The sequence below is a fragment of the Weissella cibaria genome (assembly GCF_004521965.1).
Taxonomy (GTDB): Bacteria; Bacillota; Bacilli; order Lactobacillales; family Lactobacillaceae; genus Weissella; species Weissella cibaria_A.
The window spans coordinates 19,596-40,178 of the sequence record NZ_SDGK01000037.1 but is presented as its reverse complement, the minus strand read 5'-3'; the positions used below and the strand labels follow the sequence as shown (position 1 = coordinate 40,178).

24 protein-coding genes are annotated in these 20,583 nt (G+C 45.4%); 17 read left to right on the top strand and 7 right to left on the bottom strand.

Annotated features, from left to right (window positions below; translation table 11 throughout):
• Positions 1-82: 82 nt before the first annotated feature.
• A complete protein-coding gene (locus EST42_RS05535; RefSeq protein WP_280633877.1) occupies positions 83-820 on the bottom strand; it encodes a transporter substrate-binding domain-containing protein in 738 nt (245 codons plus the stop codon).
• Positions 821-1,273: 453 nt separating this feature from the next.
• On the opposite strand from EST42_RS05535, the gene EST42_RS05530 reads away from it, so the two are divergent.
• Both EST42_RS05530 and EST42_RS05525 read left to right on the top strand, forming a co-directional pair.
• Entirely contained in the window at positions 1,274-1,975 is a 702-nt protein-coding gene (locus EST42_RS05530) for an amino acid ABC transporter permease (RefSeq protein WP_134644562.1), read from the top strand.
• A gap of 6 nt (positions 1,976-1,981) precedes the next feature.
• Positions 1,982-2,722 carry an amino acid ABC transporter ATP-binding protein gene (locus EST42_RS05525; RefSeq protein ID WP_134644561.1) on the top strand — a complete coding sequence of 247 codons (741 nt, stop codon included), beginning with the start codon at positions 1,982-1,984 and terminating at the stop codon, positions 2,720-2,722.
• A 226-nt stretch (positions 2,723-2,948) separates the two neighbouring features.
• Here the strand turns inward: EST42_RS05525 and EST42_RS05520 are convergent, their stop codons facing one another.
• A complete protein-coding gene (locus EST42_RS05520; protein ID WP_134644560.1) occupies positions 2,949-3,284 on the bottom strand; it encodes a winged helix-turn-helix transcriptional regulator in 336 nt (111 codons plus the stop codon).
• A gap of 136 nt (positions 3,285-3,420) precedes the next feature.
• Here EST42_RS05520 and EST42_RS05515 point away from each other — a divergent pair, with 136 nt between their 5' ends.
• The gene (locus tag EST42_RS05515; protein ID WP_280633876.1) at positions 3,421-4,197 is read left to right on the top strand and encodes a nuclear transport factor 2 family protein; all 777 of its coding nucleotides are present in this window, start codon (positions 3,421-3,423) and stop codon (positions 4,195-4,197) included.
• A gap of 134 nt (positions 4,198-4,331) precedes the next feature.
• Here the strand turns inward: EST42_RS05515 and EST42_RS05510 are convergent, their stop codons facing one another.
• Positions 4,332-4,973: an NAD(P)-dependent oxidoreductase gene (locus tag EST42_RS05510; RefSeq protein ID WP_134644559.1), complete on the bottom strand. Its 642-nt coding sequence runs from the start codon at positions 4,971-4,973 to the stop codon at positions 4,332-4,334.
• Between the two features lie 151 nt (positions 4,974-5,124).
• On the opposite strand from EST42_RS05510, the gene EST42_RS05505 reads away from it, so the two are divergent.
• The 6 genes from EST42_RS05505 (at position 5,125) to EST42_RS05480 (ending at position 10,869) form a co-directional block, all read left to right on the top strand.
• Positions 5,125-6,585, top strand: coding sequence for a glutamate--cysteine ligase (locus tag EST42_RS05505; RefSeq protein ID WP_134644558.1), 1,461 nt, complete (start codon positions 5,125-5,127; stop codon positions 6,583-6,585).
• 104 nt (positions 6,586-6,689) lie between these two features.
• Entirely contained in the window at positions 6,690-7,100 is a 411-nt protein-coding gene (locus EST42_RS05500) for a DUF6508 domain-containing protein (protein WP_134644557.1), read from the top strand.
• A 205-nt stretch (positions 7,101-7,305) separates the two neighbouring features.
• Positions 7,306-8,649, top strand: a complete 1,344-nt coding sequence (locus EST42_RS05495) for an amino acid permease (RefSeq protein WP_134644556.1) — start codon at positions 7,306-7,308, stop codon at positions 8,647-8,649.
• A gap of 76 nt (positions 8,650-8,725) precedes the next feature.
• Complete coding sequence (locus EST42_RS05490; protein WP_134644555.1) at positions 8,726-9,619, top strand: alpha/beta hydrolase; 894 nt, start codon at positions 8,726-8,728, stop codon at positions 9,617-9,619.
• A gap of 13 nt (positions 9,620-9,632) precedes the next feature.
• On the top strand, positions 9,633-9,839 hold the full coding sequence (locus tag EST42_RS05485) for a hypothetical protein (RefSeq protein WP_010373175.1): 207 nt from the start codon (positions 9,633-9,635) through the stop codon (positions 9,837-9,839).
• 88 nt (positions 9,840-9,927) lie between these two features.
• A complete protein-coding gene (locus EST42_RS05480; protein WP_134644554.1) occupies positions 9,928-10,869 on the top strand; it encodes a YihY/virulence factor BrkB family protein in 942 nt (313 codons plus the stop codon).
• Here EST42_RS05480 and EST42_RS05475 read toward each other — a convergent pair.
• Both EST42_RS05475 and EST42_RS05470 read right to left on the bottom strand, forming a co-directional pair.
• A complete protein-coding gene (locus EST42_RS05475; RefSeq protein WP_134644553.1) occupies positions 10,838-11,410 on the bottom strand; it encodes a YiiX/YebB-like N1pC/P60 family cysteine hydrolase in 573 nt (190 codons plus the stop codon). The genes EST42_RS05480 and EST42_RS05475 overlap by 32 nt on opposite strands.
• 62 nt (positions 11,411-11,472) lie before the next feature.
• Positions 11,473-12,534, bottom strand: coding sequence for a tRNA dihydrouridine synthase (locus tag EST42_RS05470; protein WP_209019478.1), 1,062 nt, complete (start codon positions 12,532-12,534; stop codon positions 11,473-11,475).
• A gap of 182 nt (positions 12,535-12,716) precedes the next feature.
• Here EST42_RS05470 and EST42_RS05465 point away from each other — a divergent pair, with 182 nt between their 5' ends.
• From EST42_RS05465 to EST42_RS05435, 7 genes are all read left to right on the top strand, one after another.
• On the top strand, positions 12,717-13,289 hold the full coding sequence (locus EST42_RS05465) for a GNAT family N-acetyltransferase (protein WP_085637149.1): 573 nt from the start codon (positions 12,717-12,719) through the stop codon (positions 13,287-13,289).
• A 24-nt stretch (positions 13,290-13,313) separates the two neighbouring features.
• Positions 13,314-13,493, top strand: a complete 180-nt coding sequence (locus EST42_RS05460) for a hypothetical protein (protein ID WP_134644552.1) — start codon at positions 13,314-13,316, stop codon at positions 13,491-13,493.
• Positions 13,494-13,545: 52 nt separating this feature from the next.
• The gene (locus EST42_RS05455; RefSeq protein ID WP_010373158.1) at positions 13,546-14,541 is read left to right on the top strand and encodes a YeiH family protein; all 996 of its coding nucleotides are present in this window, start codon (positions 13,546-13,548) and stop codon (positions 14,539-14,541) included.
• Between the two features lie 132 nt (positions 14,542-14,673).
• Positions 14,674-15,219: a helix-turn-helix domain-containing protein gene (locus EST42_RS05450; RefSeq protein ID WP_134644551.1), complete on the top strand. Its 546-nt coding sequence runs from the start codon at positions 14,674-14,676 to the stop codon at positions 15,217-15,219.
• Positions 15,220-15,510: 291 nt separating this feature from the next.
• On the top strand, positions 15,511-15,840 hold the full coding sequence (locus EST42_RS05445) for a hypothetical protein (protein WP_134644550.1): 330 nt from the start codon (positions 15,511-15,513) through the stop codon (positions 15,838-15,840).
• A 257-nt stretch (positions 15,841-16,097) separates the two neighbouring features.
• Positions 16,098-16,994, top strand: a complete 897-nt coding sequence (locus EST42_RS05440; protein WP_245150405.1) for a YeiH family protein — start codon at positions 16,098-16,100, stop codon at positions 16,992-16,994.
• A 110-nt stretch (positions 16,995-17,104) separates the two neighbouring features.
• A complete protein-coding gene (locus EST42_RS05435) occupies positions 17,105-18,040 on the top strand; it encodes a nitronate monooxygenase (protein ID WP_134644548.1) in 936 nt (311 codons plus the stop codon).
• A 75-nt stretch (positions 18,041-18,115) separates the two neighbouring features.
• Here EST42_RS05435 and EST42_RS05430 read toward each other — a convergent pair whose 3' ends face one another.
• Entirely contained in the window at positions 18,116-18,478 is a 363-nt protein-coding gene (locus tag EST42_RS05430) for a hypothetical protein (protein WP_134644547.1), read from the bottom strand.
• Between the two features lie 126 nt (positions 18,479-18,604).
• Here EST42_RS05430 and EST42_RS05425 point away from each other — a divergent pair, with 126 nt between their 5' ends.
• On the top strand, positions 18,605-19,156 hold the full coding sequence (locus EST42_RS05425; RefSeq protein WP_134644546.1) for a 3'-5' exonuclease: 552 nt from the start codon (positions 18,605-18,607) through the stop codon (positions 19,154-19,156).
• A gap of 58 nt (positions 19,157-19,214) precedes the next feature.
• Here the strand turns inward: EST42_RS05425 and EST42_RS05420 are convergent, their stop codons facing one another.
• The gene (locus EST42_RS05420) at positions 19,215-20,453 is read right to left on the bottom strand and encodes an amidohydrolase family protein (protein ID WP_134644545.1); all 1,239 of its coding nucleotides are present in this window, start codon (positions 20,451-20,453) and stop codon (positions 19,215-19,217) included.
• Between the last annotated feature and the right edge of the window lie 130 nt (positions 20,454-20,583).

Sequence of the window (20,583 nt, the reverse complement as noted above, 5' to 3'; positions counted from 1 at the left end):
TCATTTACAAGTAATAACCAAAACAACTCCTAAATTGCAAATCAGCGAACCGGTACGCTCACGGTCATATCTTAAATTCGTCTTACTTTGTTGGCTTGTGGCTGTAGTCAGCTCCCAAGTACTTAACAGAGATCTTCTTCATCTCGCCGTCCTTGCGCATCTTTGCCTCAGCCTTTGTGACAGCCTTATCCAAAGCCGTCGCCTTCTTATTCATCATTGGTGCAGCACCCGTTACAGGCATGTACTTAGCTGGTGACTTAATAGCAACCAACTTCGTCTCAGGGTGTTCCTTCTTGTAAACACTCCATGCCGCAGCATCGTTCAACGTTGCATCAGCCTTACCGTTCTCAACTGTCGCAACCGCTTCAGCAAATCCAGGTACGGCAACGTTGGTTGACCCCAACTTTTCAGCGTACTTCACATAGTTTCCAACTGCTGATTGGGCAGTCTTCTTACCCTTGATATCTGTCACAGACTTGATACCAGAGTCCTTCTTAGTGACAACCACACCACCAGTGTAAATGTACTTAGAACCATAACGGAACAACTTCATGCGTTCCTTATTAGGTGCCATGTCATTCAAAATGATGTCGTACTTGTTAGCACGAAGCCCCTCAACCAATGAGTCCCACTTTGTTGGTACAAAGACCACCTTAAGACCCATCTTCTTACCAATTGCCTTGGCCATATCAACGTCGATACCTTCCAAATTACCATTCTTAGCACGGTATGAGTAAGGTGCGTACGTACCTTCTAAACCAACAGTTAGTTGATCCTTGTGAACGAGGCCAAGGTCTTTTGTTGTATCCGCATTAGCGATTACACACCCCGGCGCTCAACATTGTTCCTGCTGCAAATACTGCAGCGGCTAGCTTAATCCCATTAAAGCTGTGCTTGTGCATAATATCTTACGTCACCTTTCAAAGTATGAGCAAAATCATAACCCGTTCTCAAATCGTTGTCAAACTGTTTTGTCATGGAATTTTAATTGCCCGGGAAATTTCATCCTAAAACGCTTGCAATAAGTCAGCGAAATCTCTACAATGGACACATATTAAAGTCGTAAAAAACGAAAGGACCGTTCCCATCATGATGTCAGTTAACACACAAATCACTGTTGCTTGCATCAGCCTAGCGCGCTTATCGCGGTAGGTCGTTTTGGTGAACTAATCATTTCGATGAACCAGCGAGAGCGTGCTAGGCATTCCTGTCGAAACAGAAATTAGCCTGCGCGCTCTTTTTTTGCGCCCAAACATCCAGAAAGGGAATCATCATGTTTGAATTTATCGCTACTTATGCCCCACAATTAATCGTGGCTGGAATTAAGTACACCGTGCCACTTGCACTTATTTCATTTGTTTTTGCTGTTATCATCGCCGCCTTGGTTGCCGTGTTACGTTCATACGTGCCACACGCAACAGGTATCAAGTCAATTGGTTGGCTCATCCTCAAGTTTATCTTGTGGTTCTACGTCTGGCTTTTCCGTTCAACGCCAATGCTAGTCCAACTGTTCGTGGTATTCTATGGGTTGCCAAAACTTGGTATTAGCTGGTTGTCACCTTCAGGCTGGTCGGCAGCTGTGTGGGTATTGTCATTGAATACGGCAGCCTACGCATCTGAAGCCATTCGTGCGGCAATCACCTCAATTCCAGATACACAACGCGAAGCTGGCGCGGCACTCGGTATGACGGATGCCCAAATTTTCATTCGCATCATCCTGCCACAAGCTGCCCGTATTTCAATTCCAACCTTAGCCAACTCATTCATTTCATTGGTTAAGGACACGTCTTTGGCATCCGTCGTGACCATTGTCGAGATGTTCTACCTCTCACAACAATTGGCCGCAACCAACTTCGAGCCGTTGCAAATGTACTTGCTCGTCGCTGCCATCTACGCAATTTTCGTTTCAATCTTGTCGATCCCACAACACTACATCCAACGTTGGGCCGACCGTTTCGTAAAGGTACAGGGGTAATTCATTATGTTGAAGCTAGAACACATCGATAAGCAATACGCAGAACACCACGCCTTGAAGGACATCAACGTCACGTTCAATCCACATGAGACGACCGTTATCGTTGGCCCATCAGGTTCAGGAAAGTCAACCTTGTTGCGTTCTTTGAACTTGTTGGAGCATCCCGATTCAGGTTTGTATACAATTGACGACCGCACGATTGATTTGAGCCAACCGGTGACGACGGATACATTGTTATGGGTACGACGCAAGACGGGGATGGTTTTCCAACAACCACGTATGTTTGATCACCTAACCATCCTTGGCAACATCATCGAAGCGCCTGTTAACGTGTTGAAGCAAAAGAAGGCCGACGCCATTAAGAAGGCACATGAATTGTTGCAAGCTGTCGATTTGGATAACACAGCTGACCGTTACCCTTACCAACTTTCTGGCGGACAAACGCAGCGTGTCGCCATCGCCCGTGCTCTGGCCATGGAACCCGATTACTTGTTGTTGGATGAACCAACATCAGCTTTGGACCCTGAATTAGAAGCCCAAGTTTTGCGTGTATTGAACGAATTGGCCAAAGAAGACCAATCAATGATTATCGTGACGCACAACATGGAATTCGCCCGTGAGGCGGCTGACCGGATGTTGTTCCTGGAAGACGGTGAAATCGTTTTCGACGGTACGCCAGCTGAATTCTTCAGCGAACCAACTGATCGTATTAAGCACTTCTTGAACGCGTTCAAGTTCGAAAATTAAGTTTACTAAAAAGAGGCTGGGACAGAAGTCTCTGTCTCAGCCTCAAAAGCCGCCAATCTCCCGATTTAAAGTCGGAGGATTGGCGGCTTTTAAACGTGTTCCGAAAGACTGAACCCTTAATATAACGCCATTTGACCCACTCATGCCTCTACGCTACGCTCCAAGGCATAAGTGGGTCAAACAACGTTATCATCGGGTCCAAAGCGCCTTTCGTCTCACTCTCTTTTCATTTGGCATGGGTGACGTAGTAGTCGGCCCATATCCGCATCGCTTCGTGTACGTCGCGGAGTTCTTTGCCAATTTCAGTTAAAGAATATTCAACTCGGGGTGGCACTTCGGGGTAAACCGTTCGGATGACGATTTGATTTTCTTCGAGCCACTTTAAGTTTTCGGTCAGCACTTTTTGCGTGATGCCGAGTTGTTTTTTTAATTCACCAAACCGTAACGTGTCGGTTTCCAATAACAAATTAACGATGTCTGGCCGCCAACGATTGCGGTGCAACTCATTCAGTGTGACGAGCTTTTCGGCAATGGCAGGGGTCATGTCAACAGTAAAGCCCATGTGCTTCTCCTAAAATGATTTCGTATTAACCCTATTATCGTACAAAAGTTTCCTTTGCGAAACTATACCACTTTGAAGTGCCTACTTATGCAATTGTCGGCGTTGCGTTATATTATTGGCATAGATAAAACAATTATTGAATACCCACACCTGGGAGGGAAAACAGCTGACACACACAGATATTGCAAAAGCATTGGTTGGTACGTTTGTAAGTGGTGATGTTGCAGTGGCTGAGGCAAGTGCCTTGCCATCATACAAGCAACACAATTTGAATTTTGGGGATGGTCGTGATGCATTTGTTGCGGCGGTTAAGGGCTTGCAAGAAGCGCCAGTTAAGACGACGTTGAAGACGGTTCGTTCATTTGAAGATGGCGAGTATGTCGTTTTGCATAGTATCGTTAATTTTGCTGGTAGTGGTGATCAAGTTGCGCTAGATGTCTTCCGTTTTGAAGACGACAAAATTGCTGAGCACTGGGATAACGTGGCCAATGTCGTGGCACCAAATCCATCAGGGCACACACAAACAGATGGTGCAACTGAAGTAACCGATTTGGACAAGACAGATGCCAATAAGGCACTGGTTGCTGACTTTGTTCGTGACGTGTTGCGCGGTGAAAATCCAGATAAGCTGCCAGAATATATCGCGGGTGAAGATTACATCCAACATAATGTCGATATCGCTGACGGGTTGACTGGTTTAACGACAGCCTTTGCTGCGATGGCCGAACAGGGCGTTGCGATGGTTTACGACAAGGTCTTTAAGGTCCTTGGTCAAGGTAACTTTGTATTGGTTTTGGGGGATGGCGAATTTGGTGGTAAGCCAGTCGCATTCTATGATTTGTTCCGGGTTGCTGATGGCAAGATTGCTGAACACTGGGATATTATCGAAGAAATTCCCGCTGAATCAGAGTAGGCAAACACCAACGGAAAGTTCTAAGCATAACGAAAAGGCGCCGAGCATTGCTCGACGCCTTTTTACTGTTCTTGTATGGATTTGGATTATATTAGGATTTATATGATTTTTGAATAGTAATTTCGTGTTAATTGTTAAAACTTATCGGCGGCAGTGAAGCGACCGCGAACGTGGGTTGGATTTGCCAATTCATCGTACAAGGCCTTGGCCAAAGTACCAGTCGTCACACGTGATTCTTGACGGTTGTTAAAAATCAATGCATCATCTGACTTCAAGTACGTTGGCGTTGCAGGGCCTGGCATGAAGGCTTGTTGTGGTGAAATTGCCATCCAGGCAAAATCATCAACCGTCTTCAAGTAGTTAAACTCGGCAGCTTGCTCAATGGCAACTTCAATCCAAGGTGCTTGACCACGCATTAGACCCAAACGGTCAGCCATGACTGAACCGTCAGGCATTTGCAATGTTGATGAACCAACCACAAAGACCACGATTGGGGCGTCTGTTCCGGCCAATTGGTCGTGTAGGTACTCAGCAAAGCGAGGGTGATCGCTGGCGCGTGAGAACGTTGACGCAACGACGATTACGTCGAATTGCGTCAAGTCTTCACGAGTCAATTCAAAGTTTTGGCGTTCTAGGGCTGGAATTTCGTTTCCAAACATACGTGTTACCTTGCTAGCTGAACGGGTAATTGCCGTTACTTGGTGCCCACGTTGGTAACCTTCAATAACGAACGCTGAACCGGCCATTCCGGTTGCGCCGATGATTCCAATCTTCATAGTGCTGACTCCATTCGTCTAATTTCAAGGCTAATCATAAGCGCTTTTCTGAATTGGGACAAATAAAAAGGGACACGACAAAAAGGCTGTTAAAATTGGCTTATTTGTTTATAATAGTTTTTAAATACTAAATGAAAGTTAGATGTGTGAAATGGCAGAAAACCATTTGGAAATTGGCAAATTAATTGCTGAAAATAACTTATATCGTGAGTTGAGTGGTGGCCAGTTTGGCATAGAAATTGAACAACATCGGGTGACTGCCAAGGGGCGGTTGAGTCGGCGGACATATCCCGCAAGTTTGGGATCGCGAACAATGCACCCTTATTTGCAGACTGACTATAGTGAGACGCAATCTGAACTGGTAACGGAACCGGTTGGCTCATTTGAAGCAGCTCGGAATTTTTTGTTGCAGTTACAGTGGATTATGCGTGATCATATGTCGGGTACCGAGACAATCTGGCCATTAAGTATGCCGCCTAAGTTAATGGCGGATGATTTGCAGTGGGTTGACGAGACGTTTGATCGCCCGTGGATGCAGGATTATCGCGATTGGTTGGCCAAAAAATATGGGTCAACGCACGAAATTATTACTGGCTTGCATTTGAACTATTCTTTGCCAGAAACGTTGTTGGAAAAGCTGTTTGCGTTGAGCGATGAAGCGGATTATGTGACGTTTAAAAATGCTATCTACTTTAAATTAGCGCAACATATTGCGGCCCACCGTTGGTTATTTGTTTATCTCTTCGGGGCTACGCCTTTCAGTATGAATGATACCGATTCACGGGTCCCTCGTATGGATCAGCCGGTACGTTCAATTCGAACTAGTCAATTTGGGTTTGCTAACGACGGTAACATTCATGTTGATTATGCCACGAACTTGGCGGATCACCTTAATCAAATTAAAACGCATATTGCGCGTGGTGAATTATTTTCAAATCATGAGTTCTATGGTACGGTGCGCTTTAAGGGGCGTGAAGACTACGATGATATGTTGCAACACGGGGTTGAATATTTGGAATTGCGAATATTAGATGCTGATCCGTTTGATCCGGCTGGCATTTCTGAAAACGACCTGAATTTGATTCATTTGCTATTGTTGCATTTTGTTATAAGCGACCGTGAGTACTCAGCAACTGAGTTAATTCAAAGCGAGTCATTGGCTAACCAGATTGCCCTGCAAAGTCCAACTAGTCCATTGCCTAATAAGGAAGATGCCATGACGATTATGAGTGAGATTTCGCAACTGGCAGATCACTTCGGTATGCGGTTTAATGATGGGCTGTCGTTGTTGGCTGAGCGTATTTTGACACCTGGTAAGACGCCGGCTGCTCGGATTATTGCGACTGCCGCCACGCCGAAAGCGCTCCAGGAATGGGCAACTGAGTTAGGTAATCAACGTTATGAGTTGTTCCGAACTGAACGTGATGCACAATTCGCAGAATTGTTTGGTACTGGTCAGTTTGCAGAACTTGTTGCCGAAGCAATGGTTGTGGGTATTCGGGTAAAAAATTGGACCCGAACTGACTTAACGTTGGCGGTGGATGACCACTCAGAAACGATACATGTGCCGGTTTCGTTAGCAACGCTTTTCCCAGAACGTTACGCAGACTAGTCTTGTTTACTGACTAAAAAGAAGCAAAGTGTTACAATAGCTTTCGTGATATCGAGAGGTCGACCTAGTTGTCGAACACGCTCGTCAAAAGAAGGAGGCAACAAATGGCAAAGGAACACCCTTTTGATTTTAAGAAGTGGGATGCCTTTTTGGCAGAAATTGAAGGCAAGGAAATTCCTTGGGTGATGGGTGCTGTAGCAGATGGCCACCCACAATACGACCCTCGTATGATCGAGTTGGCAAAGGCGTTTGAATGGTCAGATTTCTTCGACAAGAATTTTGATCGCACGTTGAAGCAAAAGGGTCACCAAGAGTTGCCTGAAGAAGAAGTGGATGAAATTTCACGTACTGGTTCAGATTTCCGTGATGTGCGCGCTGTGGCATCAGTTATCATTTATGGTGAGCGTCGTTTGGAAGGCATGTGGGCAGCAATGACGGAGAAGGGTATTTTGCGTCGCTTGTTGCAACGTTTGGATTCATTGACACCAGACGATTTCCCAGGACCAAATTACTAAACAATTATGAATCAAACGCCTAGTGTAATTACCAGGCGTTTTTTTGTGGTTGCGTGCATGAGAATGATTAAATTTCACTCATGCAAATGGTAAGGAATATTGAAAAATGGGGGAATTCTTATATACTAGATTAAGTGTTGTAAGAAACATCCCAGTAGGGGCTGAGATTGTAAATTAGAAATAAATATAGAAAGCGAGTGTTATTATGGCACAGCAAGAAGCTTCACAGCAGAAGCTAGAGCGAGGCCTATCTAGTCGCCACGTTGAAATGATTGCGCTTGGTGGAACGATCGGAACTGGGTTGTTCTTGGGAGCGGGACATTCAATTAGCACAGCAGGGCCTGCCATTTTGCTTGTATACATCATTACAGGACTCTTTATGTTCTGGATGATGCGTGCGCTAGGAGAGTTACTTTTGACTGATCCGGACAAGCCAACCTTTGTCGGGTTCGTGGAAAAGTATCTTGGTAAAAAAGCGGGATTCGTCATTGGTTGGACGTATTGGATTGGTTGGATTACGATTGCCATGGCTGAATTAACGGCCGTGGGAACGTATATGAAGTTCTGGTTCCCAGGTATTCCGGTTTGGATTTGGGAAATCATCTTCCTGGTTGCGCTTTATGGCATCAACGTCATCGCAGTTTCGGCGTTTGGTGAGACCGAATTCTGGTTCTCAATGATTAAAATCGTTGCGATTGTGGCGATGATTGTTGCTGGAATTATTATGATTGTGACGCATGCGAAAACGTCAGCTGGCGTGACAAGCTTGTCGAACTTGTGGCAACACGGTGTCGTCGCACATCACGGGCACAAGTTGCTAGCGGCCTTCCAAATGGTATTCTTCGCCTTTTTGGGAATTGAATTCGTTGGTATGACAGCTGCTGAAGCAAAGGATCCGTTGACAACGATTCCAAAGTCAATCAATTCAATTATTATTCGAATCTTGATTTTCTACGTAGGTGCCTTAGTTGCAATTATGAGTATCCAACCTTGGACGAACTACAGTGCAAGTGAATCACCATTCGTGCAAGTGTTCTCAGGTATTGGGATTACGGCGGCGGCCGGCATTATTAACTTCGTCGTGTTGACTGCGGCGGCCTCGTCATTGAATAGTTCATTGTTTACGACGGGTCGTATGCTGTTCTCATTATCAAATGGTAAGGGCTATGTTGGTAAGTTGAACCGCCGTTACATTCCACGTAACGCCATTAACGTGTCAGCTGTCTTGATTGCCTTGGCTGTCTTTGTGAACGTATTCTTCCCATCAAATGCTTTCGATTTGGTGACATCAGTGGCCTCAGCAGCCTTCGTGGTAATCTATGGCGTGTTGGTGTTTGCGCACTTGCGTTACCGTCAATCAGCTGACTTTAAGAATGGTGAGAAGCGCTTCCTAATGCCTGGTGCACCATTTACGGATTACCTAACGTTAGCATTCTTGTTTGGTATCTTTATGATTTTGTTGTTCACGAAATCAACGATGCCCACAACGCTTCTGGCACTAGCTTGGTTTGTCATTATGATTGCCCTTAGTCGCCGGGTTAAAGATTAAAATAGTGTATGATAAAAGGTAGCTGCAGATATGCAGCTACCTTTTTTATTATGCCTAGAGAAATGAGTGGACTGATATGACAGACAAGTTTATTGATCGCGATTATAAGAAAATTGAAGCTGAGACGGCTTACATTAAGCAGCAATGGCACGATATTGCTTACATGGATGGTGAGCGCCACACGCTTGATGTGTACTTGCCTAATGAAGGGCAAGGACCTTTCCCAGTAATTGTTGACATTTATGGTGGCGGTTTGATTTTTGGTGACAAGAGTTCACATAAATTGGAACCGGCTTTGCGTTTGCTGGATAAGGGTTATGCCGTTGTTAGTGTGGACTATTCGTTAATTCATCAAAAGGATTTTCCATTCCAAATTTATGAAATTAAGGCAGCTTTGCGCTTCTTACGTGCGCATGCAGACGAATATCAATTGGACATGAATCGTGTCGCATTGATGGGTGAATCTTCAGGTGCCCACTTGGCCGTGATGACCGGCGTAACGGCGTCAGTTGACGCATTGCAAAACCCATTTATGGGCGATAATAATAATCAACCAGAGACGGTTAATGCCATTATTGCGATGTATGGGCCATACGAATTTGATCAATTTGTTGACCAATTCAACGAGAGTGGCGTTACGCCTAAGTATGCTGAGACGGGTACGGCTGAGTCGTTCGAGGGCCAAATGTTTAATCAACAAGCACCCAAAGACGTTCCACAACGTGTGAAGATGTACAGTCCTAAGATGTACTTCAACGCAAAGATGCCACCTATTTTGGCATTTGCAGGAACGGCTGATGCTGTGGTACCTTATCAACAGACAGTAAATATGATTAACGGAGCCCGTGAGTTTGTTTCTGAAGACAAGGCAGTGTTGCATTTAGTTGAGGGAACAGGACACGGACCGGCAGACTACATGTCGCCAGAATTCACCGATGAAAAGGCAGCATTTTTGGCGAAGTGGCTCTGATTAAGGGGATACTATGATAGGGGCTTTTGGTAAGTCGTTTTTTCGAGCAACACCAAAACAATTACTGGTGCAATTGCTAATTGATATTGTTTGGTTTATTATTTTTCGACCAACAGATCCATTTTCAAAGTGGGTCTTTATCGCAATTTTGCCCGGCATTGACTTGATTTCAGCTTTGGGAAGCTTTTGGAATTACGTCAAAGATAATCGACAACAATGAAAAACTTGGCAAACCAAAATACATAATCATTGACCCATGTAGGATAACCTTGCGATACTTAATCAAAAGGATAGTTAGGGGGATGTTTATGCGTAGATTTTTGGTTGACCTCGCGTTGCTGAAGAAACAATTTCAGGTGCCAGCGCTCCAGATATATTTAAGCCGAGCGAACCTCAATATGGTTGGGCCGACAATCACATACTATACATTACTATCATTGGTGCCGGTTCTAATGAGTGTAGGTGCCATTGCCGGATTGGTCGGAATCAATGCCCAGGAGCTAAACGCTATGTTGCGGGAACAATTGCCTAAAAACATCATGTCGATTCTTGGCCCGATTATTACGTCGGTCCTAAGTGGTGGTGTAGGAATTTTGTCATTCTCAATCGTGATCACGATTTGGGGTGCTAGTTCAGTGTTGGCGGTTATTCGTAAAGCATTTAATGCGGTTCATGATGTGCCAGAACGGGTTAGTGGTATGCTAACGCGGGTCTTTAGTTTTCTATGGTTGATGGTCATTTTGTTAACGGCCGGCGTACTGATGGGTGCAAGTGCGATGATGCCAGCAATTATTGCGGCATTGCCGTTTGACATGCCGTGGTTAGATACATTGGCCAAGCAGAGCTGGTTGTTTGCGCTATTTGGGCTCTGGGTATTGATGTGTGTGTTCAACTTCGCATTGCCGGCTAAACGGTTACCTTGGAAGGCGCTTGTGGCCGGTTCTGGGATTGAAGTTTTGCTTCTCTTAGCGTTGAATGCCGGTTTTAGCTTTTATGCACAATTTGCCGTTAAGAGCGTAGGCTTTTATCAATCGCTGGGGTCATTGTTGGTATTGATGGTTTATCTTAATTTGGTCGGGACCATTATGGTTGTCGCACAAATTTTAATTGCTTGGTTTGCAGATTTATTTGCTGCGCACGGCACCCGGTATGCCTATGTACCCGAGCAGGCGAAAGGGGTGGCGGCTAAACGGCGGTCACCAGTTAGCCAGCGTCAAATTACCAAGCATCAACCGCGTTCACGTCGTTAAGACGACCGAGATAGTTAAGGTGAGGTGAATTGGCAAGACCATTTGGATTGGTGCCGGGTTCACCATTTGGCACGGGTAACCCCAAGTCGGCATAGTAATCCAGCCAGCCGGGTAAGATGCTATTGTTGGGGCCAAATGTCATCGGCGCTTCGGTGAAAATTTGGGCTGGTTGAAAGGCGTTCATAATATATTCAGAGCAGTAATAGCCAGGCCGGGATTTAATAAAGGACCAGTTATAGGGTTGGCCAAGCATTGCTTTGGCATTTTGTAAAATTGCTGGCCAGGGTGCGTTGCTGATTGTTGGTCGGTAAACATCGGCGACGCCAGTTTGGCGGTTCAAAAACGTCGCCAAAGGTTCGCAGGTACTGCCAGTTTCGGGTGACGCGTGGAGCACGAAGAGTGTGGCTGTCGTTTTCTCGACAAGCCCGATATGGGTGTAGTCAACAGCGGTCTCGCGATGTGTACTCGCTGCGATGCGTTGAGAGAAGTTGTCGGTGTCTGTGACACAAACAAAAATTAAATCACCAGTTTGTAATTGCATAGGTAATGACCTTTCTGAAGATACAGTAAATCCCCCAGTGCATGCGCTGGGGGATTTATTAATTAATTAGCTTCAATTGCAACAGCGTCGACAGCTTTCTTAGCCGCCCATTGCTTGTCGAATTCGGCCAAAAGTGCGCGAACTTCGTCAGTCGTGTTGGTATCCATTAGGGCAACACGCAAATCTGAAGCGTACGCAAAGTTACGGACGTAAATCTTGAAGAAACGCTTCAACTTTTGGAAGTTCATTGGCCCAAATTCAGCCGTGAACTCATCGTACAAATCCAATTGCAAACGGAGCAATTCAAGGGTTTGATCCAACGTGTGATCAGCAGGCATGATTTCAAAGGCAAATGGGTTTTCGAAAACACCACGACCAATCATGACACCATCGACACCAGGGTGTTGGCGAACCAATTCCAGCCCTTCTTGACGAGTCTTAACATCACCGTTAATTTGCAACAATGTGTCTGGTGCAATTTCATCACGCATCTTAACGATTTCATCGATGTACTCGTAGTGAGCAGGCACCTTTGACATTTCCTTACGTGTACGTAAGTGAACCGTCAAAACTTGAATATCTTGCTTCAAAAGGAATGGAATCCACTCGCGGAATGTTTCCAAATCATTGAAGCCCAACCGCGTCTTAACAGAAACGGGCAAGCCGGCCGTCTTGGCAGCTTGAATCACTTCTTGTGCTGACTCGTAGTGACGAATCAAATCCGATCCGCCTCCGTTCTTAATAACTGTTGAATCCGGACAACCCATGTTCAAATCAATGGCATTGTATCCACGATCACGCAATTCAAGGGATGACTTTTCGAAGTCTTCACCACGGTTTCCCCAGATTTGCACAACTGGCACCTTTTCGCTCTTATCAACGTGTAGGCGACCTTGTACAGTAAACTTAGCTTTTGGGTGTGTAATACTACGGGCGTTAGTGAACTCCGTGTAGTAAACATCAGGTGCAGCGGCCTTATCAACAACGCGACGGAAAACAGTATCCGTTACGGCTTCCATTGGGGCAAGTGAGAAGAATGGGGTCTTCTCAATCCCGGCCGCCTTAGGGTGCTGTTGTGCTTCGTCGACAACGCCTTGCCAGTAAGCTGACTTTGCTTTAACCATGTCAAAATTCCTTTCTTTAACCTTATATTTTCATTCGTGCGGCTCGATCTTCCGCAAATCTAAACTGGGACAATAACATATTAAAGGGTTTTGAGTTGCCTTTCAAGGTGTTTACCAAATGAAAGTGGTAATTCCCCCTTAAAGCCAGTAGACTAGTAACAAAGATGGGGGAGGATTTAAGCATGATTACAATTAGACCAGCAACAGTGGCTGATACAGCAACCATTGTGCATTTAGAAATGACGATTATTGACCAAATGGAAATTCCAATGGTAGCCAAGTTAGGACGCGATAATATCGAACAATTATTGCATGATAGTGCCTTGGCTGATGACACGGCCCGCTATTCGCATACGCACGCAACGGTCGCTGAATTAGGTGGGGCTATTGTGGGGGTGGCGTTTGGCTATCCGTCAGCTAGCGAGCCACATTTGGATTTAACGATGCAACGATTGCTAGCGGAACGGTTTGGTGAATTAGCAGAACTGTTCCCAGATGTTGAGACGTTGCCCGATGAGTGGTATCTCGACTCAATTTCAGTCGCTGAATCAGCACGCGGTAAAGGTGTCGGCACGCAATTACTGGCGGCTTTGCCAGAAGTGGTGGCAGCACAAGGTGAAACGGTCATTGGCTTAAATGTTGATGATGGTAATCCAAAGGCGCGCGCATTGTATGAACGTGAAGGGTTTGTCGCAGTGGGCGAACTAATGATTGGTGCGCATCACTATACACATATGCAGCGTGACTTGAGCTAAGTTAACGCTTTAGGGGTGAAAGGTATGACAGAATTTGTAGATTGGGTCAGCTTATTATTCATGCTGATTTATGCCGTGTCGGATGCGATTGTTTTTCGCACAGATTCATTTTGGCCAGGCGCTATTAAGTCACTGATTGTGGCAGCGGTATTAACAGCTATTATTCGGTTCGTTGTGAAGAAAATCTATCAGCACAAACGATAAAAGAGGCGTATACTGGATAGTAGAGTTTGTTTAGTGGGAGACGTCATTAATTATGGCCATAAAACGACAAATGATTGCTGGTATCTTGTTGACGCTAGCTGTCGCGCTTGTTGCAAAATTCGTTTCACCTTGGTTACCAACGTTGGGCGCTGAAGCCTTGGCGATGGTGCTAGGGATTATATTAGGAAATACTGTTTTTGCCCAGCAACGGTGGGGTGCCGGTGTGAAGTGGGCTGAAAAATACCCAATTGAAATTGGTATCGCTGCCTTGGGACTAAATGTCACGTTACAGAACATTGAATCATTAGGCTGGACGGGCATCATTTTTATTTTGTTGCAGATGTTGGCAACGATTTTAGTGGTGATGTGGCTGGGTGGTCGCGTCTTTAAGGTCGCACCACAGACGGCCATGTTAATGGGTGCGGGAAATGCGGTGTGCGGTTCAAGTGCAATCGCATCAGTTGCGCCGGCCGTCGGCGCGACTGATGATCAACGGCGTACGTCTGTTGCGACGGTTTCACTAGCCGGCGTGGTGCTCTTGTTTGTTTTGCCAATTATTGGTCCGGCAGTCTTTCCACATAATGACTTGCTAGTGAGTGCCCTAATTGGTGGTACTGTACAATCGGTTGGTCAGGTATCAGGAACGGCCTCATTGGTTGGTGGCGACGTGGTGACATACGCACCAATTTTTAAAATGTTGCGTGTCATTATGTTGTCAGTTGTCGTGATCTTGATGGCGCGACATGCCTCAAAGTTGACGCCAATTGAAGCGACTGCGCCCAAAACAAGTGTTAAAATCCCGTGGTTTGTGATGGTGTTCGTGGTATTGATGCTGGTGAATTCATTTATCAGTTTGCCTCACGTCCTGACAGGAACGGCCCACGAAATTACAAGCTTCTTCGGTATTGTCAACTTGGCGGGAATCGGCTTGAATTTGAAGTGGCAGACCATTAAGCAGTCAGGAATGAAATTCTTGGGCTATGGTTTAGTGACCATTATTTTCCAGGTTGTGTTGGCTATTGTCCTCATTACAGTATTAATGAAATAAGCGATTAAGAACGTCTAGCATGCAGGTGCTAGGCGTTTTTTAGTTGCATATTAAAGCGCAACCGATAGTTGCTGGTTAAAAATATACGATTCAGGTATGGTGGATATATATTATTAACTGTGGAGGCCGGTTATGGAAATTGGGCATAATATTCAACAACGTCGTGAGGATAAAGGGATGTCGCAGCAAGATTTAGCCGATTATTTGGGTATCTCGCGACAGTCTATTTCAAAGTGGGAGAATGGATCGGCGTTGCCAAGTTTCAAAAATGTTCTGGCTTTGAGCGACCTTTTCTTAGTGTCGTTGGATGAGTTAGTAAAGGGGGATGAAGCGTTGATTGAAAAGTTTGAATCAGGCGAAAGTACAAAGATTACACCAGCTAATATTATTGTCATTACGACACTCGTATTGGGCGTAGTCACATACATTATTGAAAAAATTTGGCTGCATATTAAGTTAGGAACGATCGATAATGATGTCGAGCTACTGAGACTGGTTGCATTTATTTCGCTGATGATCACTGCTAATTGGCGGCGGGATATCAATAAGCTATTTGCTAAAAATAGGCCGTTTTTCTGGGCCATGCTAGCCTTTGTGGTTATTTTAGGCGTGCCATATCTAACCGATTCTATTCAAGGATTTATAGATGGCTTTATGGCTGGTGTGCACGCTAACTAAAGATGAGCCAATCACAAAAATAACACTTTTTTGTACTATTCTGTGAACTTTTTGCGTACACTAATTGGGTTCGCCATACACTAGTATTCGGCGACTAAGAGAAGAGTACAAAGAGAGGGATTTAGATAATGACGATGACAGTTCATACGCAGGCGTTCATGCTGGAATTTGGCAATATTTTGGTGAAGTCAGGTATTCGACCTGATGTGGCAGGCCAAGTGGTAGCCAAGTTGCGCTTACGAGGCTGAATCAGGGGCCTATCCAAATGGTCACCCCTACCCAACACCAACGATGTATAACTTTGGTAGGCAAACGGCGGCAACGTTTGCGCAAGGTTTGGTGATGTTAGCGAACGTCGAAAAGCGAACGGGTAACTTAAAGCGTATCTACGGTATCGGTCATGCTGAATTCCAACGATTTATTAGTTTGACGCAAACGCTCCATGATCACTTGTTGAAACAGTCGGTGGCGCAAGTTTGGGCACTAAATGCGACTGAGTTTAGCAAGTTGACGGGCATTGCGATGCGTAGTCATCAATCATATAAGCGCGCCGTAGAACATTATCTAATGGATAATGTGGCACCCATTGATTCAGAACATAATGGTGTTTCACTATATTAATCAGCGCAACTAATTGGTGCGGTCCAATCAAAATATTTGGTTGGACCGTATTTTTTTATTTTGATAAAGTAAACTAGGAATGTCAGAGGTCTTAGACCTCTGACGTGACCAAGTCGCCCTTATCAGGTTCGTCCTTGGTCTTGATTCCTGGCCAAAGCCAGGGACCGTAGACCAATAACTGCTGTGATAAAATATACGTGGAAAAAGGAACTAGGTTAACCCCATTACTACCGTTTTTGGGTGCGGAAGGCATCGCCATGTTGTTAGGAATTGTGATTGGGAATACTGCCTTTCGTCAGCAAATCTGGAACCCTGGGGTCGATTGGTCGGAAAAGTATTTTATTCAATTTGGCATTGCTTTTCTTGGGTTAACGGTCACGCTTAGGACGGTTGAGCAGTTAGGCTGGCAAGGGATTTTGTTTATTGTGTTGCAGATGACGGCCACAATTTTAATTGTGATGTGGCTCGGTGGGCGCTTTTTTAAGGTGTCATCTGAGTCAGCAATGTTGATGGGTGCAGGTAATGCGGTGTGTGGCACGAGTGCGATTGCTGCCGTTTCGCCGGTAATTGGTGCTAATGATACACAACGCCGGACCGCTGCTGCGACCGTGTCGTTGACTGGTGTGGCACTGTTGCTGATTTTGCCAACCATCGGACCGGCTATTCTAGGTCACAATGATTTATTATCGGGTGCTTTGATTGGTGGTACGTTACAATCGGTTGGTCAAGCTGTTGGCGCTGGTTTGATGGTCAATGATGCGACTGGAACGTACGCAACATTGTTTAAGATGCTCCGCGTGGTATTGTTGGCCTTTGTGGTTATGGCCTTTACGAAGATGAGTCGTCGTGGACAAACGCAACAAGAAGCTGTGATGGCGCCAGCAAAGCCATTTTGGCGCATGATGCCATGGCTCGTCACGGCCTTTGTCATCTTTATGTTGGTGAATACGATGATTGGCTTGCCAGTACCGGTAGTCGCTGTCGCCAAGGAATTGGCAAGTTTCTTCGGGGTCATTAATTTGGCTGGCATTGGGTTGAGTCTAAAATGGTCAATTATCAAGAATTCGGGGGTTCGCTTCCTGAGTTTTGGTTTGGTAATTGGTGTGATTCAGGTATTGCTAGCGCTTGGCTTGATTCACCTGTTAATGATGTAAAAAGTAGTAAGATGAAGCCTCAGATTATCTGATTGTTATTCAGATAATTTGGGGTTGTTTTAGTTTATGTGATACATTAAACAATAATCACTTAAAAAGGGGCATATATCATGGCAACTGTTGCAGAAATTCTAGGAACGAAGTATCCGTTGATTCAGGGATCGATGGCACGTATTTCACGGCATGAGTTGGTTATTGCTGTTTCAAATGCTGGTGGATTAGGCGTGTTAACATCTGCCGGCTTTGATAAGGAAGAATTGCGCGCGGAAATTAGGCGCGTTAAGGCCGGCACTGATAAACCATTTGCCGTTAACTTGATGTTAATGATGGATAATATGCCAGATTTGGTTGATGTCATTATTGAAGAACAGGTTCCAGTAGTTACGACCGGGGCTGGTACGCCAAAACCTTATATGCCAGCTTTCAAGGCAGCTGGCGTTAAGGTGATTCCAGTCATTCCGTCTGTCAAGATAGCAAAGAAAATGGCTGATTTAGGGGCCGTTGCAGTTGTTGCTGAGGGGATGGAATCGGGTGGTCATATCGGTGGGACGACGACAATGGCGTTGGTACCACAAGTAGCCAACGCGATAGATATTCCGGTGATTGCAGCTGGTGGTATCGGTGACGGACGTGGTGTAGTTGCTGCATACGCATTGGGTGCGCAAGGTATTCAAGTGGGGACAATTTTCTTGGCAGCTGATGAAACGCCGGTAGCAGATGCGTTCAAACAAGCGATTTTGGCAGCTGATGACACGGCAACAGCGGTAACAGGACAACGTATCGGCGCACCGGTGCGAACAATTAAGAATGCTATGATTGCCAAGTATCTTGAACTTGAAAACGCCGGTGCTTCATTTGCGGAATTAGAATCGTTGACGATGGCATCACTTTCAAAGGCTGTCTTTGATGGTGATGTTGAAAACGGTTCAGTCATGGCCGGTGAAATTGCGGGTATGGTTAACAGCAAGCGTCCGGTTAAGGACATCATTGAAGGCTTGTTCAATGAAGCCGAAGCCGTTGTTAAGAATTTGAAGATTACGTATTAATAAGACCGATAGCTGCTGTGATAAATAAAATGACCGCCAGGAATTTTAGCCTGGCGGTCATTTTATTTGCGCAAATTAAGCTGGCACAATTTTGATGTGCAACCCGTTTGCATCGATTTTGTGGGTCACTTGGATGCCGTTTGCTGTCGCAACAGCTAGTTCGTCGGGGTTTTCGTGAACGGCCATGTAGGCGTTGAAGAACTCCTGCGATGACCAGCTCATGCCGTGCTCGAAGGCAACGAATGCGCGACCAGCTTCGTCGCTATCAGCATCCTCTGAATCGATGAAAATCATCGTTGCTTGATCATCCTTAACTAAAACCGTGACTTGGACACCCTCAAAAACATCGGTATTACCGTGTTCGTCGAGCTGTAGACCACGGTGGCTTTCCATGTTGAAGTTTCGACGCAACTTATTGTACTTTGCGAGTGATTTCATGGGGAAAATCTCCTATTCTGTATAATTGACAATCTTAACTTTACGCTGACTTGAAGTAAATGCAAGTGAAGAGTTCGTCGGTGAAGCGTATACTTGAGAGAAACAAACGAGCGGGGAGTATTGTTAATGCTATTTACAGAATTGAAGGATTATGTCGTTTTCGATTTAGAGATGAACGGTAGTAATCAAATTATTGAAGTTGGGGCTTTGAAAATTACCACCGGTAAAGATATTGAAAAATTTTCCGCGATTGTTAATAACCCGCCCAAGGGCAGTGGAATGGCGTCATTTAAATTCATTTCACAATCCATGGGTGGGAAACACGGCTGGATTACGTTGGATATGATTCATAATGGTTTGTCGGAAGAACGGGCGTTGAGCCGGTTTATGAAGTTTGTTGGCGAATATCCGATTGTTGGCCACGCGATTGTTGATGGGGATGTGCAGTTAGTCAAAGAGGGGCTCCGCTATCATGATTTAGGCAAGTGGCACACGAATGGTAAAATTTTTGATACGCAACAGCTCCACGGGGCCTTAAATGGTAATCCTAATGATATTTCATTATCGGGTTTGGCTGCGACGTATGATGTCGAGATCGGTAAGCAGAAGCACCGTGCTTTGGCGGATGCCAAGGCAACTTTGGCTGTCTTCTCAGCAATGCAACGAACATGGCGATAAAAAGGTCCCAAATCTTCCGAACAAATGCGGAGGAGTTGGGACCTTTTAGAATCTACTATTAATAAACTAAATGTCCTTTATCTAAAGGTAAGATATAAGGATTTTGGAAGCCAGTTGTGTCAACGAACTCACCAAACTTCGCCACTCGCTTTGGCTCTTGGAGTACCTTAATGTCAGCTAGTGGGCTAGCATCAAAGACGACGAAATCAGCCATTTTGCCAGGAACTAATTCACCATAATCAGCACTAATTTGCAATAAATCAGCTGCATTCGTGAAGAGTGCCTGCAAGATTTGGGCGTTAGTTGCGCCGGCAATTGACCAAAGTTCAGCCTCAAGGGCAGTGTCGGCATAACCGTTCAATGGTGAACCAGCATCAGTACCCAGTGCCAAATTAACGCCATTCTTTGCCGCTTTACCAAAGGCTGCAAAGTGTGAATCAACCCACTTGTAGGCTTTGTCGACCATCCACTGTGGCAACAAACCATCACCGCGCTTGATGATGACATAAGGAGCCACTAATGTTGGCGTTAAATATGTACCCGTTGATTGGAATAATTCGAGGGCCTCATCGTCAATCACAAAAGCGTGCTCAACCGAATCAACGCCGGCGCGCAAGGCTTCTTTAACAGTTTGCAAAGATTCCGCGTGCGCCGCAACCTTGATGCCACGACGGTGTGCCACGTCAACGCCAGCAGCCATTTCAGCTTCCGTCATTTGTGGCATATCGGGTTGCTCGAATTGATCAAACGCAATACCACCTGACGCCATGTACTTAATCGCATGGGCACCTTGTTCAATCCGACGGCGGACACCGGCCCGGAATTCTTCTGGACCAGACAAAGCTTCACCAATCTTTGAAGCGTGGCCACCAATGGTTGAGAAAGCACGACCAGATGCGACAACGCCAGTGCCACGCCATTGACCATTCAGCGTCATCTTTTGCATACCAATATCGAAGCTTTGCGCAGTTGCCAGGACACGGGTGTATGTCACCCCTGAAGCTAACATTTCATTTAGGTTAGCTTGGGCTTGCATTGCAATTTCGAAGGGTTCGCGTGAGGCTTTTGGCCCGTATGGGAAGACTTTATTAATGATGTGAACGTGGGTGTTGATCATACCAGGCGTGATGAACTTGTTATTTAAATCAACAAGTCCTTGAGCATCGGCAGGCGTAGCGCCAGTACCGGTAGCCGTAATACGCCCGGTTGTTAAATCAACTGAGAACCATGAATTAGGAATGAATTTCGCTTGCGCAACATCGTAGACTTGCGCATTATGATATGTGCGGATCGACATGAAACCACCTCAGTTATTTAGAATACTTACTTAACATTATATGCTTTTTCCAACTGTTCGCGCCATTATCCGATTTCTAAGGTGTTCCGAGGCGGTTACAAATAGTCAGTATGAGTATTTACTGAGAAAT